12 protein-coding genes are annotated in these 14,979 nt (G+C 61.4%); 8 read left to right on the top strand and 4 right to left on the bottom strand.

What is annotated here, in order from left to right; genetic code table 11:
• From WCA85_RS24080 to WCA85_RS24100, 5 genes are all read left to right on the top strand, one after another.
• Positions 1–744 (top strand): polysaccharide deacetylase family protein (locus tag WCA85_RS24080; RefSeq protein ID WP_424067359.1); only part of this gene is annotated, 744 nt, incomplete at its 5' end.
• 166 nt (positions 745–910) lie between these two features.
• Complete coding sequence (locus WCA85_RS24085) at positions 911–2,152, top strand: beta-ketoacyl-[acyl-carrier-protein] synthase family protein (RefSeq protein ID WP_424067360.1); 1,242 nt, start codon at positions 911–913, stop codon at positions 2,150–2,152.
• A complete protein-coding gene (locus WCA85_RS24090; protein ID WP_424067361.1) occupies positions 2,149–3,009 on the top strand; it encodes a beta-ketoacyl synthase chain length factor in 861 nt (286 codons plus the stop codon). Before WCA85_RS24085 ends, WCA85_RS24090 begins: the two co-directional genes overlap by 4 nt.
• Positions 3,006–3,521: a hotdog family protein gene (locus WCA85_RS24095; protein ID WP_424067362.1), complete on the top strand. Its 516-nt coding sequence runs from the start codon at positions 3,006–3,008 to the stop codon at positions 3,519–3,521. Before WCA85_RS24090 ends, WCA85_RS24095 begins: the two co-directional genes overlap by 4 nt.
• Positions 3,518–3,769, top strand: a complete 252-nt coding sequence (locus WCA85_RS24100) for a hypothetical protein (RefSeq protein WP_424067363.1) — start codon at positions 3,518–3,520, stop codon at positions 3,767–3,769. Before WCA85_RS24095 ends, WCA85_RS24100 begins: the two co-directional genes overlap by 4 nt.
• Positions 3,770–4,185: 416 nt before the next feature.
• Here the strand turns inward: WCA85_RS24100 and WCA85_RS24105 are convergent, their stop codons facing one another.
• Positions 4,186–5,211, bottom strand: a complete 1,026-nt coding sequence (locus WCA85_RS24105) for an aldo/keto reductase (protein ID WP_424067364.1) — start codon at positions 5,209–5,211, stop codon at positions 4,186–4,188.
• A 105-nt stretch (positions 5,212–5,316) separates the two neighbouring features.
• Positions 5,317–7,464, bottom strand: coding sequence for an ATP-binding protein (locus WCA85_RS24110; RefSeq protein WP_424067365.1), 2,148 nt, complete (start codon positions 7,462–7,464; stop codon positions 5,317–5,319).
• 570 nt (positions 7,465–8,034) lie between these two features.
• On the opposite strand from WCA85_RS24110, the gene WCA85_RS24115 reads away from it, so the two are divergent.
• From WCA85_RS24115 to WCA85_RS24125, 3 genes are read left to right on the top strand one after another with little or no spacing between them, the layout of a single operon-like run.
• Positions 8,035–9,228, top strand: a complete 1,194-nt coding sequence (locus tag WCA85_RS24115) for an HlyD family secretion protein (RefSeq protein ID WP_424067366.1) — start codon at positions 8,035–8,037, stop codon at positions 9,226–9,228.
• Between the two features lie 19 nt (positions 9,229–9,247).
• Positions 9,248–10,837: a DHA2 family efflux MFS transporter permease subunit gene (locus WCA85_RS24120; RefSeq protein ID WP_424067367.1), complete on the top strand. Its 1,590-nt coding sequence runs from the start codon at positions 9,248–9,250 to the stop codon at positions 10,835–10,837.
• A 1-nt stretch (position 10,838) separates the two neighbouring features.
• Positions 10,839–12,524 (top strand): efflux transporter outer membrane subunit, encoded by a 1,686-nt coding sequence (locus tag WCA85_RS24125; protein WP_424067368.1) that lies wholly within the window; start codon positions 10,839–10,841, stop codon positions 12,522–12,524.
• Positions 12,525–12,563: 39 nt separating this feature from the next.
• Here the strand turns inward: WCA85_RS24125 and WCA85_RS24130 are convergent, their stop codons facing one another.
• The gene (locus tag WCA85_RS24130) at positions 12,564–14,594 is read right to left on the bottom strand and encodes an AI-2E family transporter (RefSeq protein ID WP_424067369.1); all 2,031 of its coding nucleotides are present in this window, start codon (positions 14,592–14,594) and stop codon (positions 12,564–12,566) included.
• 24 nt (positions 14,595–14,618) lie between these two features.
• Positions 14,619–14,813: a DUF2934 domain-containing protein gene (locus WCA85_RS24135; protein WP_424067370.1), complete on the bottom strand. Its 195-nt coding sequence runs from the start codon at positions 14,811–14,813 to the stop codon at positions 14,619–14,621.
• Positions 14,814–14,979: the final 166 nt, after the last annotated feature.

Raw genomic sequence — 14,979 nt, forward strand, 5'->3', positions numbered from 1 at the left:
GTGTTGGACCCGCTCACGTGGCCCTGGGCAGTCGGGAGCGTGGCGGCATCGCATCTGGCGCTGACGGCGGCGGGCTTGTGGCCCCGCAGCAGCTTGCTGGGTTTGAACTGGACTGCATTGCCCGCTACCGTGGGCGACAAGATTGCGCTCACCATCGACGATGGTCCCGATCCCGAGGTTACGCCACGCGTACTCGACATACTTGATCGATACGGCACGCAAGCGACCTTCTTCTGCATTGGGGAGGTGGCGCGCCGCTATCCGCAATGTGTGGAAGCAATCGTCGCTCGGGGGCATGCGGTAGAGAACCACAGCCAGCGGCATCGCCACAACTTTTCGCTGCTCGGGCCAAAGGCATTGCAACGCGAAATCGAAGCCGCGCAGCAAACGCTCGGTGAGATCAGCGGCATACGTCCGCTGTTCTTTCGGGCCCCGGCGGGTTTGCGCAACCCGTTTCTTGAACCGGTGCTGTGCCGGCTCGGTCTGCATCTGGCGAGCTGGACGCGCCGCGGCTTTGACACCCGCACGCGTGATGCCGCCGTGGTCTCGCAACGTCTGTTACGAGGATTGGCCGCACGCGACATTCTGCTGGTCCACGACGGACATCCGGCGCGCGATGCCGATCATCGACCAGTGGTGCTCGATGTGCTGCCAACCGTGCTGGAAGCCGCAGCCGCCGCGCAGTTGCGCTGCACCACGCTGCGCGCGGCGATAGCACCGGAGGCGACCGATGATGCGCGCTGATCCGGCCAGATGCTTCGATCGTGCCCACTTACGCATGCTTAGGGCCATCCATGCCGCGCTGCGGCAAGCAGGACCGTGCATGCTCTTTGCTACCATTGAGGAAACATCGACGACGCGCACCCGTCGAACGTTCAACACACTAAACCCATAACAGGATCGAACTGTCGTGAAACCCCTGCTGCTCACGCACTTTACCGCCACAAGTTGCGCCGGCCGAGGGCTCCATGCCACGTTCGCCGCACTGCGCGAGCAACGTGGCGGACTCGTGCCGTGCAACTTCGAGCGTGCGGATCTCGCAACGTGGATAGGCGCTGTCGATGGCGTCGACGCACAACCGGTACGCGACGATCTGCGCGACTTCGAATGCCGCAACAACCGTCTGGCGCAAATCGGCTTGCTGCAAGACGGTTTTGCCGACGCCGTTATTGCGGCGGCAAGACGCTACGGCCCGCAGCGGGTCGGTGTATTCCTTGGCACCAGCACGGCGGGCATCCTCGAAACCGAACTCGCTTACGGCAAGCGCGATCCGGAAAGCGGCGCCCTGCCCGCCGGATTTCGCTATGCCGAGACTCACAACCCGTATTCGATCGCCGCGTTCGTGCGGGCATTTTTTGCGCTGCAAGGACCGGCCATGTCGGTGTCGTCTGCATGCTCGTCCGGTGCCAAGGTGTTCGGTTCGGCGCGTCGCATGCTGGAAGCAGGACTGATCGACGCGGCCGTCGTCGGCGGTGTGGACTCGCTGTGTCTAACCACGCTGTACGGCTTCAACTCGCTCGAACTGCTCTCGCCTGAGCCATGCAAACCGTTCGATGTCCGACGTAACGGTATCTCGATCGGCGAAGCGGCGGCTTTCGCATTGCTCGAGCGCGTGACTGACGCGAACGGCGTATCCAGCGAGTCAGCGTTACGTTCAGACGCTGCGATCCTGCTGCTAGGGATTGGCGAATCGAGCGACGCTTATCACATGTCGTCCCCGCATCCGGAGGGACTCGGCGCGCGTCTCGCGATCGAACAGGCGCTCGCCTCGAGTGGCGTGGCCGCACATGAAGTCGACTATATCAACCTGCACGGCACCGCCACGCCGAGCAACGACACCGCGGAAAGCCTCGCGGTCAAGGCCGTATTCGATGGCACGCCCTGCAGTTCCACCAAGGGCGCGACAGGCCACACGCTGGGCGCCGCGGGTGCACTCGAAGCCGTGATCGCCGCGCTCAGTCTGCGCGAACAATGGCTGCCCGCCGGTATCAACACGACGCAGCCCGATCCGCAACTGGCGCTCAACTACCAGTTGGAGAGCCGTCCGGCGAAACTGCGCACGGTGATGAGCAATTCGTTCGGTTTCGGCGGGACCAATTGCAGCCTGTTGTTTGGCCGTGCTGATTATCTGAATCAGGATACTTCCCAATGATCGAGCCAAGTGGATTCATCAGCGCGTTCATTGAAGGCATCGGCCTGCTAGGTCCGGGCTTCGCTAACTGGAGCGAGGCCAAAGACACGCTGGCGGGGCGCAGCGGCTATCTGGCCGCGCGTACGGTAGTTCCCGCGCCGGCCAGCCTACCCCCGGCTGAACGGCGCCGCACGGGCACCAGCGTCAAACTCGCGCTCGCGGTTGGCCACGACGCCGTAGAGATGAGCGGACGCGATGTCGCCACCTTATCGACCGTGTTTGCCGCATCCGGCGGTGATGGTCAGAACTGCCACGCAATCTGCGAGACGCTGGCGAGCGACGACCGCAAGCTCTCGCCCACGCGCTTTCACAACTCCGTGCATAACGCGCCGGCTGGTTACTGGAGCATCGCCACGCGTGCGATGGCGCCGTCCAATGTGCTGTGCGCGTATGACGGCAGCTTTGCAGCGGGCCTGCTCGAAGGCCTCTGCCAGGTCGCCGTCGACGGTGTCCCTACGCTGCTGATAGCCTTCGATACCGACTACCCAGCGCCGATGCGCGAAGTGCGGCCCGTGCCGGATGCATTTGGCGTGGCACTCGTGCTGGCGCCGCAGCAAAGCACCCATACGTTGGCCCGCGTTGACGCGCGGCTCACGGATGCCCCCGCCACTCCACTTGCGTCAGCCGAACTCGAAGCCTTGCGGCGAGCCATTCCGGCGGCGCGCTCACTGCCGCTGATTGAAGCGTTGGCACGCGGGTGCAGTTCGAGTGTGGTGCTGGACTATCTGCAGGACGTGCAGCTTCAGCTGGACATCTCGCCTACGAGCGACGCAGCAGAGTCAGAGAGACAACAGGTGACAGGGGCGGCAACGCGATGACTTCAAGCTTTCCCCTCTCGCCGCCGCTCACGCATGCGTGGATCGCAGCGCACATTCCGCACAGCGGCTCGATGTGCCTGCTCGACGAGGTTACTGCGTGGGACGCCGAGCGCATTTGTTGCACGGCGACGAACCATCGCAATCCGCACAATCCGTTGCGTTCGCAAGGACGGCTCGCGGCGGTGTGCGGCGTCGAGTATGCGGCCCAGGCCATGGCCGTGCATGGCGCGCTGCTCGGTGCGGCGCAGGACCGGCCGCGCGCGGGTTTTCTCACCAGCGTGCGGGACGTCGAAGCGCGAGTTGCACGGCTTGATACGATAGACGATACGTTGCTCGTCGAAGCCGAACGGCTCAGCGGCAACGACAACAATATTTTGTACCGCTTTGCATTGCGGTGCGCCGACCGGCTGTTACTGACTGGACGCGCAACCGTCATGCTGGATGCAAGCGGTGTTATCCAGGGTGCCGTCCATCTTTCGAGCGACGGCCCCACCTTAGGACCCGTGTCATGAAGAAGCTCAGACTTTTAACCACCACGCTTGTGTTTGCCGCCCTGAGTCCGCTCGCGCATGCGGATCTCTCTGAAGGTGCGCATCAATTCAAATCTGACGTGAAAACTGCCGGCAAGGAAACCGGCCACGCGTTTAGCAACGCCGGTCACGCCATTGCGCATGGTGCGAAGACCGCCGGCCATGCCGTCGCGAACTCCACACGCAATGGCTACTACAAGACCAAGCACTGGGTGAAAGAAAAGACCTGAAGCAGCGCTAACGCAAATCCGACTGGCGAGCCATCCAAGGTGCGATGGAACCATGACGTTCTGCGCATGTAGCGTGATATCGAGCTTGTGTCGAAAGAATAAGGGTTTTTCCTGGGCGTAATTCCGCCACCAAACCTTTCTTTTTGCTTTCTTTATTCTTTCGACTCATGTTTAATGAGACCTCAGCTTATCGTCAGTAAGCCTCTATGTCGCACTTTATGCAGGGCGCCGTTACCTTGGGGGGATGTATTGGAGCGTTCACGCTTGTGGTTGCCGTGATCGAGATGTTTGCCAGGTGACGGAAAGGCCAGTCCTGCCCGGGGTGGGCAAGACCAGCGTATTCCCTGCAACGGCCGCGATCATTCGCGGCCTTTTTTTTGCCTGTTGGGGCGGATTTCGCGCCTGGGTTTCACTACTTACACCGGCGATGGATTCCGCTCCGCAAACCCTTCCTGATGCCAATACGGATAAGCCGGCCGCACTGCGCTGGCTGCATCCAGTTTCGCCATCTGTTCAGCGGTCAAATTCCAGCCCACTGCGCCCAGATTCTGGCGCAACTGCTCTTCATTGCGTGCGCCGATCAGCACGGTCGACACCGTAGGACGCTGCAACAGCCAGTTCAGTGCAATCTGCGGAACAGTCTTGCCGGTCTCGGCGGCCACTTCATCAATAGCGTCCAGCACGCGGAACAGATACTCCTCCGGCACCGGCGGCCCCATGTCAGCAGTCTTGTGCAGGCGGCTCGTATCAGGCAGCGGCTGGCCGCGTTTGAGCTTGCCCGTCAGCCGTCCCCAACCGAGCGGACTCCATACCACTGCGCCCACGCCCTGATCGATGCCAAGCGGCATCAACTCCCATTCGTAGTCGCGTCCCACCAGCGAGTAATAGGTCTGATTGGCGACATAGCGCGGATAGCCGTAACGATCCGCCACGTCCTGCGACTTCATCAAATGCCAGCCGGAAAAATTCGACACGCCTGTATAGCGAATCTTGCCTGCGCGCACGAGATCGTCGAGCGTGGACAACACTTCGGTCACCGGCGTTTTCGCGTCGAACCCATGCAACTGGAACAGATCGATGTAATCGGTTTGCAGACGCTTGAGCGCTGCATCCACGGCCTGAATCAGATGGAAACGCGATGAGCCGACGTTGTTCGGCGTATCGTCGAAGCGGAAGGTGGCCTTGGTCGAAATTAGGACCTTGTCGCGCTTGCCTTTGATCGCTTCGCCCAGGACGGCTTCGGATGAGCCGCTCGAATAGATGTTGGCGGTGTCGAACATCGTCACGCCCGCATCGAGGCAGATATCGATCAGGCGGCGCGCTTCGGCTACATCGGTTGCGCCCCACGCTTCGAAAAACTCGCCCTTTCCGCCGAACGTTCCAGTACCGAAGCTCAGAACCGGGACCTTGAACCCGGACGCACCCAAATGTCTGTATTCCATTGAAAATCCTCCACAGGGTTGCCATCGACAAACGAACGAGCAGTCTACCCGCGTCCGTGTCAACGCGTCAGCGAGCGCGGCAGCTCGGACGATGCCCCGGTGGCATTACTCGCAATTGACCAGCGCATGCAGCTCGTCGATGTTGAACGGCTTGGCGAGGACTGCTACGCCGATATGCCGCGCCCGATCGAGTTCATCGGCGTAACCGGTCATCAAGGCGATCTTCTGCGCGGGCCATTCGCTGCGCACTTTTTCGGCCAGATCGACACCGTTCAGCTTGCCGGGCATCTGGATGTCGGAGAGCACGAGTTCGAAGCGCTCGCCTGCGGTGAGCACGTCGAGTGCCCGGTCCGCCGTGATCTCGTGCTGTACCGAACAGCCAAACGTTTGCAACACGGCGGCGATGCCGGCCGCCACGTCCTCATTGTCTTCCACCAGCAGCACCATCCCTTGTGCGCCGTAACTCTCCTCGATCACCGTATCCGGAACCGGTGCAGCCGCTCGCGCTGCGCGATAGTGCGGCAGATACAGCCGGACGGTCGTGCCGCTGCCGGGTACGCTGGCGATTTTCGCGGTGCCGCCAGACTGCTCGCACATCGCCAGCACCTGGGCGAGGCCAAGACCCGTGCCCGAACCTTGTAGCCTGGTCGTGAAGAGCGGCTCGAAGGCGCGGCGGGCCACCGCTTCGACCATACCTTCGCCGTCGTCGGTACAGGAGATCAGCACGTATTCGCCGTCCGGCAACAGCGTGTCGCTCGAGACCAGCCGCGTGTTCTGGCAGCGAATCACAAAGCGCCCGCCGTGCGGCATCGCATCGCGCGCGTTCACAGCCAGATTCATGATGGCGAATTCCAGCTCAGTCGGATCGACGAATATCCGCCAGATATCCGGCACCAGATTCACGCTGATTTGCACCTTGTCGCCCACCGCTGCGTCGATGAGCGTGGCGGCAGCCGGCAGCCACTTCGTCAGATTGACTGGCTCCTGCTTGAGCGGCTGCTTTCTCGCCACGCTCAACAGGCGCCGCGTGAGCGCCTCGGCGTTGGCCGTCGCGCGCTCCACTGCGGCGACTTCAGGCTCAACATGATTAAAGCCTTTATGACGCGCCATCGTCATGTTCGACGCCACCACCATCAGCAGGTTGTTGAAATCGTGAGCCACGTTGGCGACCAGGTTGCCGAGCGCGCCCATGCGTTGCAACTGACGGCTCGACGCTTCGGCCGACAGACGCATCGCGACTTCACCTTGCCAGCGTTCCCACGCCTGCTGTTCGGCGGCGAGCTGGCGCAGCGAGAAAAACACCAGTAACCAGATCGCGATGCAAGGCACGATCGCAATCGCAGCGATCAGCAGAAAGTGATGCCACCACTGCTGGAAAATAGCCGCTGTTGCATAAGCGCTCATCACGTACAGCGGATAATCGCCGACCCGTCTAAACGCCAGCAACCGCTCCACGCCATCGACGCTCGACGTCATGCGGATGTGTCCGGACAGTTCCTTGTCGCGTAGCGCGTCGATGAACGCGGTGTGGGCCGCGGGCGCCGCGCCTGCGGGCCAGCTTGGATAACGCACCAGCAACTGGCCATCCTGCCGGTACAGACCGAGCGCGAGAGACGGATCGCCTCCAGTCAGATCGCTGTAAAAGCGCGCAAAGTAATCGTTGCGCATGGCGATGGAGACCTCGCCGAGAAAGCGGCCATCCTCAGTCGAGCGGCCAATGGTCGTATTGAACACGTCGGTCTGCGAAATCCGTCCACGCATAGGCAGCGAGAAATACGGCTCGGGGCGAATTGCTTTCGCGGAAACGAAGTCGTCACGCGAATCGACCGACATCTCGGGCACCGGGTACGCCCGGCTATTGACTAGCAACTTGCCGTCAGCACCGAAGATTGCAATGGCCGCGACCTGCGGAAAGTCCCCACCGATTACACGCAGTTGCTGATGCAAGTCGGACTCGTGCTTGCGGATGGCGGCGTCGTCATCGTCATCGAGCAAGTCGAGAATGCGCGCACTGATCTGCTGGTTGAGGTCCAGCACCTTGACGGCCTGCTCTTCCGTGACACGCGCAAGACGGTCGATCATGTTGTCCGAATCCGCGATGCGATGCTGGTAATCGAAGAAGCCGTAGCCCACGAGGCAGCACAATGGAAACACGATCGAGGCGACAAACACTATGAGCAGGATGCGCCGCGTCGCGGCGAAGTTTCGCGACGGTAGCGGTAAGTCGACGACAGCACGCTCCGCGTGTTGCACTTGATGATCTCCGCAGTTAGACAGGTTCAGTTTACGCGAACTTCGTTTCGCGTTGCCTTGCGTTACGTCGCGTCGCTGTAGGCGCGTTGAAAGCAGCGTTGCAGTACAGTGCCCTACTGAGGCATGAGCGCCGGGTCAGCCCTCGCCGACAGTGCAGCGCGTTCTACAAGCTCTGCGCAATCCGGTTTCGCCTGACTGTACGACAGGCCGCGCCCCAACACAAACAAATGGCGTAATTGGCAGGGTCAATACCAGTGGACCGACAATAGAGTCGCCACGTTCCTTTCCCTTTCCGCCAATCGCGTAGTGAGCGCACAACACTCGCGGTCGCCGGTACGGCGAGGCCTGCGTTTGTATCAGACGGTTGCCGCACCGGCGATACACCGGCGGAATTTCGGTCATAAGATGCTGGATCAGGCACGCGGATTGCTGCCGCACGGGGCGTTGCGTTGCCTGACCGAACCCTGCGGGACTGCCCTACCTTGGCAGTTCGGCGCACTGCACGAGAGTTAGCCGCTTATCGCACGCTCATCCTCTGCTCACATGCTCTCATTTACGGAACGAATCGCAATGTCTGATCAGACTGCATCCTCCCAAGATGAACCGAAGCAACAGAAAAGCGCCGGGCAAGACAATGATTCGGCTGGCCAGAATGGTAATGGCAAAAAGAACAACGATGACAGCAAAAACGGCACGAATGGCAACGGCGGCGACGGCTCGCAACGCAAGAAGCCCGGCAAGAAGCCGCTGATCATCCTCGCGATCGTAGTTGTGCTCCTCGCGCTGATTGCCTTCATCTGGTGGTTCGCGACGCGCAACGAAATCACCACAGACGACGCCTATACCGACGGCAACGCGATCACGATTGCTCCGCAGGTGTCGGGCTACGTGGTCGATCTCAGGATCAACGACAACGTGTACGTCCATAAGGGCGACTTGCTGGTCGTGATCGATAAACGCGAGTATCAGGCTCAGGTGGATGCCGCGCAGGCGCAGCTTGGCCTTGCCAGGGCCCAGTTGAATGCCGCCGAGGTGCAGCTCGAGATCGCACGGGTTCAATACCCCGCGCAGTACAAACAGGCGAAAGCGCAAACCCTGTCGGCCCGGGCCAACCTCACCCAGGCGCAGGCCGCCTACGCGCGTCAACACGCGGTCGATCAGCGCGCCACGTCGCAACAGAACATCGACACCGCCGACGCGCAGCAGGCCGATGCGCGCGCCAGCGTGCAGCAGGCGCAGGCGCAGTTGCAGACCGCGAGCCTTGTGCCGCAGCAGATCAAGCAAGCTGAAGCCGCCGTTGAAGAGCGCCGCCAACAGGTTCAACAGGCCGAGGCGCAACTCGAACAGGCTCAACTGAACCTGTCGTACTGCGAAGTTCGTGCACCGTCCGATGGCTGGGTTACGCGGCGTAACGTGCAGTACGGTAGTTTTTTGCAGACTGGCGTATCGCTCTTCTCGATTGTCACGCCGCAAATCTGGGTGACGGCGAATTTCAAGGAATCGCAACTTGAACGCATGCGTCCGGGCGACAAGGTGAAGGTCGAAGTGGATGCGTATCCGAACGTGGAAATGCACGGTCATGTGGATAGCGTGCAGTTGGGCAGCGGTTCAGTGTTCTCAGCCTTCCCTGCAGAGAACGCCACGGGCAACTTTGTGAAAATCGTGCAACGGGTACCCGTCAAGATTGTGATCGACGATGGTATGCCGCGCGATGTGCCGTTGGGACTTGGGCTTTCGGTGACGCCGAAGGTGTACCTGAAATGACGCGCGCGGGAGCGACGGCATGAGTACAACCGAAGCGGGCAACGGCAGCCGGTCCAACTGGAAGCCTGCCTCCAATCCCTGGCTGATCGCCGTCGTGGTGACGCTGGCGGCGTTCATGGAGGTGCTCGACACCACCATCGTCAACGTCGCGCTGCCGCACATTGCCGGCACCATGTCCGCGAGTTACGACGAGGCCACCTGGACCCTCACATCGTATCTGGTGGCTAACGGCATCGTGTTGCCGATCTCGGGCTTCTTTGGCCGCCTGCTGGGGCGCAAGCGCTATTTTCTGATCTGCATCGTCTCCTTTACCATTTGCTCGTTTCTATGCGGCATTGCCAGCAACCTGCTTCAACTGATCATCTTCCGTTGCTTGCAGGGGTTCTTTGGCGGCGGTTTGCAGCCGAATCAGCAGTCGATCATTCTCGATACCTTCCCCCCTGAGCAGCGCGGCCGGGCGTTTTCGATTTCGGCAGTGGCGATCGTGGTGGCGCCAGTCCTTGGGCCCACGCTCGGAGGCTGGATTACCGACAGCTTTTCGTGGCGGTGGGTGTTTCTGATCAACGTGCCGGTCGGCATCATTACGTCGCTCGCGGTGTTTCAACTGGTCGAAGATCCACCGTGGCGCAATACGAATAAAGAAAAGGTGTCGATCGACTATATCGGCATCCTGTTGATTGCGATTGGGCTGGGTTGCCTGCAAGTGATGCTCGATCGCGGTGAGGACGACGACTGGTTCAAATCGTCCCTCATCTGCACGTTTGCGGTGCTCGCGGCGGCTGGGATTGTCGGCGCAATCTACTGGTTGCTGTACACAAAGAGACCGGTAGTGGACCTCGCGTGCATGAAAGACCGCAATTTCGCGCTGGGCTGCGTAACGATGGCCGCCTTCGCGACGATTCTTTACGGCAGTGCCGTGCTGGTTCCCCAACTCGCGCAACAGCAACTGGGCTATACGGCGACACTTGCAGGTCTGGTGTTGTCGCCCGGCGCGATCTTGATCGTGATAGAGATTCCGATCATCAGCCGCTTGATGCCGTATATCCAGACGCGCTTTTTTGTGACCGCCGGTTTCATTCTGCTTGCCTGCGCGATGGCTTATTCGCACACGCTGGTGCCAGACGTCGACTACGACACGCTAGTCAAAATGCGCAGCGCGCAGTCCCTCGCAATCGGTTTCCTGTTTGTGCCGATCACCACACTGGCCTATCTGACCGTGCCGCATGAACTGAATGACGATGCGTCGGCACTCTTCACGATGTTTCGCAATGTTGCAGGCTCCATCGGCATTTCGGTCGCTACTGCGCTGATCCGCCAGCGCACCCAGGCGCGTATGGCTCACCTCTCTGTGCATATGACTACGTTCTCGCAAAACTACAACGACACCTTGCAGCGCACCGCGCACACCATCGCCGGCATGACCGGCCAGCCGCTTGCGCAAGCGCTGCAGAGCGCTGCTGGCCAGCTCTACACGACGTTCATTTCGCAGGCCACCATCCTCGCCTATATCGATGTATTCGCGTATCTGGGGATTTTCTGCGCGTGTATTATTCCTTTGACGTTCTTCTTTTCGCCAGCTAAAGCCGCTGGTGGCGGGGGAGGACACTGATATGAAACCGACTGCGTGCCCTGCGCGGCTTTGCGCGTTGACGCTTGCCCTATGCCTCGCTGCCTGCTCCGTGGGCCCCGACTTTCATGCGCCGCACGCTGATGTGCCGCCGCAATGGCACGACCCGCAAGCTGCCGCCTCTGCGCCTCAGGCGGCCTCAAGCGCACCCGCCGTCGCCTCGGTGCCGACCGAGGATTCCGACCCGGATCCGCGCTGGTGGACAAGTTTTGCCGACCCGACGCTCGACAGCCTGATCTCCCGCGCAGCTAACGGTAACCTCGATCTGCAGGAAGCGGTGTTGCGCATTGTCGAAGCACGCACCCAGGAACAGAGTGCGGCCGCGCAAGGCTTGCCGAATGTACGTGCAAGCGGCAAATATCAGCGGGAGCAGTTGGGGGCGAAAGGTTTCCTGGAAGAGGCAGGCGTATATAACAAGGTCGATCAACTGGGTGCACCAAACTCGCCAATCAATGCGATCGCGCCAGGTGCGGGCGCCGCGTTGGAAAACGGCGCCAACAGCGCGCTCAATACGCTAACCTCGCCGCTCAATCTCTGGCAGGTGGGCTTCGATGCGTCGTGGGAACTCGACCTGTTCGGCCGCGTGAGGCGCTCTGTCGAGTCCGCTAATGCACAAACGGAAGCCGCTATCGAAAGCCGCAACGATGCGTTGGTGTCGCTCGAAGCGGAAGTTGCACAAACGTATATGCAGTTACGCGGTGCACAGGCATTGCGTGAGATCACCCAGAGCCTCGTCGATCAGCAGCGCGATATCCTTACGTTGACGCAAAACCAGGCGAAGGTCGGACTGGCGAGCCAGGTGGACGTCAAGAGCGCCGCTTCGCAACTCGCGCAGACCCAGGCGCAGGTGCCGCAATATGATCAGCAGATCGCCGAGGCGCTGAACGGTCTCGCGTATCTATTGGGCGAGCCGCCTGGCACGCTCGCTGATGAGCTTTCCACACCCGCCGCGGTACCGCCTGTGCCGCCTGCGGTACCCGTTGGTCTGCCCTCTACGCTGGCGCGTCGCCGGCCCGATATCCGTGAGGCCGAGGCCAACTTGCACGCGGCAACGGCCAATGTCGGCGTAGCCGTGGCGCAGTTTTACCCGGATATTTCGCTCACTGGACAGGTGGGAACCCGAGCGAGCGTGGCCAGTGGCCTCACGCATTGGTCGAGTCTGTTCTATTCGTTCGGCCCCAGCATTTCGCTGCCGATCTTCGAGGGTGGCGCGCTGGTGTCAAACCTGCATCTGTCGCAGGCTCAGCAACAGCAAGCCGCGCTGGATTACCGCAAGACTGTGCTAATGGCATTGCGCGATGTCGATAACGCGCTGGCCGTGTATCGCACTGATCAGGCACGCCGCGCCGCCCTGGCCGATAGCGTCGACGCACAGCAAGTGTCGTTCGATCTGGCTCGCGATAGTTTTCGCAAGGGCCTCGTAACCTTTATCAACGTGCTGGACGCGGAACGGCAATTGGGCGACGCCCGTCAACAGTATGCGCAAGGCACGATGCAGGTGAGCACGGACCTCGTGGCGCTTTACAAGGCGCTGGGCGGTGGGTGGCAGGCGGACACGCCAGTTTCGGGAAGTACGGGTGCGGCGCCGGTTCAGGCTCAACCTCAGGGCCAAGGCCAGGCTCAAACTCAAGGTCAGCCTCAACCTCAGCCTCAGACGCCCGGCGGTTGAGCTCGCCGCACTATTGAGCGGCGCGGACTTGCGTGTGGACTATGCGGCGACATCGTCCATTGCTTGCTGCGCTTCTACCGGCACTGTCTCTGCGATCTTGCAGCACATATCCAGCATGTCGCGCATCGAGCTAGCGTAGCAATCCGCACCCATTGCGGTTTGCAGGTCGTCGCTCCATTGCTGGGTGTCCCCTTGCGGCCAAAGGCCGACCACGATCGCCGCATTCGGCAGGCGCTGCCGCACCCGTTTCACCAGATAGCGCAGATGCGACGGAATCCCTTCGATGCGCAGATAGAACAGACAAACGATCGTGATGCCCGCCGTGTCGAGACTTTCGATTGCTGTGCGTGAGGCGGCTTCGTGCGGCAGCGCCCGGCAGTCCAGATCGTGCTTGCCGAGCAGTTGCAGCAGCAGCGTCGTGGCGAGCCGGTCAAGCGGTCCACGCCCCGCGATACACAGAACCCGGTGGTCCGCACGACTGCGCGCGGCGCGTTCATTGGTATCGGCCGTGGCCGGGTAATTCGTTGCGTTGATACCAGCGATGCTGCTCGTCCCCTCTTCTGCGCAGTCCCGAACGGGCGTCTGCATGACGGATGGTGCCATCGCGTCCCAGTTGTCTTGCGCGGCACCTTGCGGCGGGTCGACATCGGCGAAACCGTCCAGCCCTTCAATGAGATCGTTGGTGGTCGATTCAATCCGCGCCAGTTGTGCAGCCGTTACGCTGCCACGCTGGACATCGGCGGCGGCCAGTTGCAAACCTTGAAGCGTGACCTCGTCGTAGTACGTGCATAGCGAGCGATCCCGCAAGAGGATTTCCGCCTGTGCGATGGCTTCATCAGGGTCGCCCGCCAGCGCGCGCTGGTAGAAATTTTCAATCGGCGTGAGCGCGGGCTGATCGCCCAGCAGGACGTCGAGGAATTCAAGCCGCCGCACATGACGGCCCAATACAAGCAGACATAGTGTCAAGGGTGTCGAGAGAATCAAGCCTATCGGCCCCCAGATCCAGCTCCAGAAGATCGCCGCCACCACCACCGAGAACGGCGACAAGCCGGTGCTGTGCCCATAGAGCAACGGCTCGACTACCTGCCCCACCGACACTTCGACGATCACGAACAAAGCGAGCGTCCAGATCGCCATCGACCATCCGGGGCTCACGGCAGCCGCCAGCGCGGTGGCGAGCGCCGCCGCGATCCAGATGCCGACATACGGCACGAGCCGCAGCAACGCGGCCATCATGCCCCACAGAATCGGGCTGGGTACGCCGACAAAAAATAGTCCTGTGCCGATCACCACGCCCACGCCCGCATTGACGCCCAGTTGCGAGACGAAATAGCGGCTCAAACGGCGGGCGGCTTCGTCCATTACCGTGGTCGTGCGATGCAGATCGCGCGAACCGAACAGACGGATCGCGCGATCGCGCAGATCGTCGCGTTGCAGCAGGATCACGATGGTCACGACAAACACGATAAACGCGGTTTCCAGCGGACTGATCGCGGGAGACAGAAAGCGGCGCGCGAGCTCGAATGGTGTCGGACCCGGCTCGCGCACTTCAACTGGCATCGCCGCTTGTGTATGGGTTTCCGCCGGAGGCACAACTGCGCTGCTCGAAGCTGGCGATGAGGCCGACTGCGCGTCCGACGTAACGTGCTGTAGCGCCTGACCGGCGGCGCCCGCCAACCGGTCGAGCCTGCCGACGGTAAGACTATGCACGGCGTCGATCTTGCGCTCGATGGTGGCCTGGTAACGCGGCGCATTGATGACCAGATCAGTGAGCTGAGTGCCGATCACGCTACCTAACAGTACGATCACCGAGACCGACAACAGCACGGCAGCGATAACCGAAGCGACGTGTCCAAGCCTCGCGCGCAGCAGCAGATTGGCGAGTGGCGCGACAAGGAAACTCAACAGGATTGCGAGTGTGATGGGGATCAGCACGTCGCGGGCAAAGTAAAGCGCGGCCACTACCGTGACGCCGACGGCAAGCGTGATCAAGCCCTCGATGCCCAACGCGGTCGAGGCAGCGATGCGCGTGGCCGGCCGCCCCAGTCGCGGATCGTTGAAGTCTTTCATGCTCGGGAGGTGTTAATGCGTGGCCTACACCTTGGTCGACGGCGCGGGTGAAGCGGCAGTCTCGGCTGCAATGTCCGCAACAGGCGGCTCTTTTTCAATTTCCGCGCGGGCCTGTTCCCAATACTCATCTGGCGTGCCTTTCGGGTCCGTGGCCTGCTCCCACAGGTGATACGCGCGGGTGCGGATCTGCTCTTCCATTGACGGTTGTTCCATGTCCATGTTGCTCTCCTGGTCTGCGGATTGAATGGGACCCGTCATCGCCCGCGCTGCGTTCGCTGCGTCTCAGGTGTCGTGTCCATGTCCAGGAGATCCAGCAAGCGCTGTACCCGGCGCCGATGCCGCGCCGGGCAGGAAATGACCTTGAAATTCACCTCGCCGCGGACGA

This window comes from Paraburkholderia sp. (assembly GCF_049581445.1).
In the GTDB taxonomy this organism is placed as follows: Bacteria; Pseudomonadota; Gammaproteobacteria; order Burkholderiales; family Burkholderiaceae; genus Paraburkholderia.

Coding starts and splice junctions, on each gene's coding strand:
- WCA85_RS24115 (WP_424067366.1), top strand. CDS start 8,035: ATGTCTGATCAGACTGCATCCTCCCAAGATGAACCGAAGCAACAGAAA.
- WCA85_RS24095 (WP_424067362.1), top strand. CDS start 3,006: ATGACTTCAAGCTTTCCCCTCTCGCCGCCGCTCACGCATGCGTGGATC.
- WCA85_RS24125 (WP_424067368.1), top strand. CDS start 10,839: ATGAAACCGACTGCGTGCCCTGCGCGGCTTTGCGCGTTGACGCTTGCC.
- WCA85_RS24120 (WP_424067367.1), top strand. CDS start 9,248: ATGAGTACAACCGAAGCGGGCAACGGCAGCCGGTCCAACTGGAAGCCT.
- WCA85_RS24130 (WP_424067369.1), bottom strand. CDS start 14,594: ATGAAAGACTTCAACGATCCGCGACTGGGGCGGCCGGCCACGCGCATC.
- WCA85_RS24100 (WP_424067363.1), top strand. CDS start 3,518: ATGAAGAAGCTCAGACTTTTAACCACCACGCTTGTGTTTGCCGCCCTG.
- WCA85_RS24105 (WP_424067364.1), bottom strand. CDS start 5,211: ATGGAATACAGACATTTGGGTGCGTCCGGGTTCAAGGTCCCGGTTCTG.
- WCA85_RS24090 (WP_424067361.1), top strand. CDS start 2,149: ATGATCGAGCCAAGTGGATTCATCAGCGCGTTCATTGAAGGCATCGGC.
- WCA85_RS24135 (WP_424067370.1), bottom strand. CDS start 14,813: ATGGACATGGAACAACCGTCAATGGAAGAGCAGATCCGCACCCGCGCG.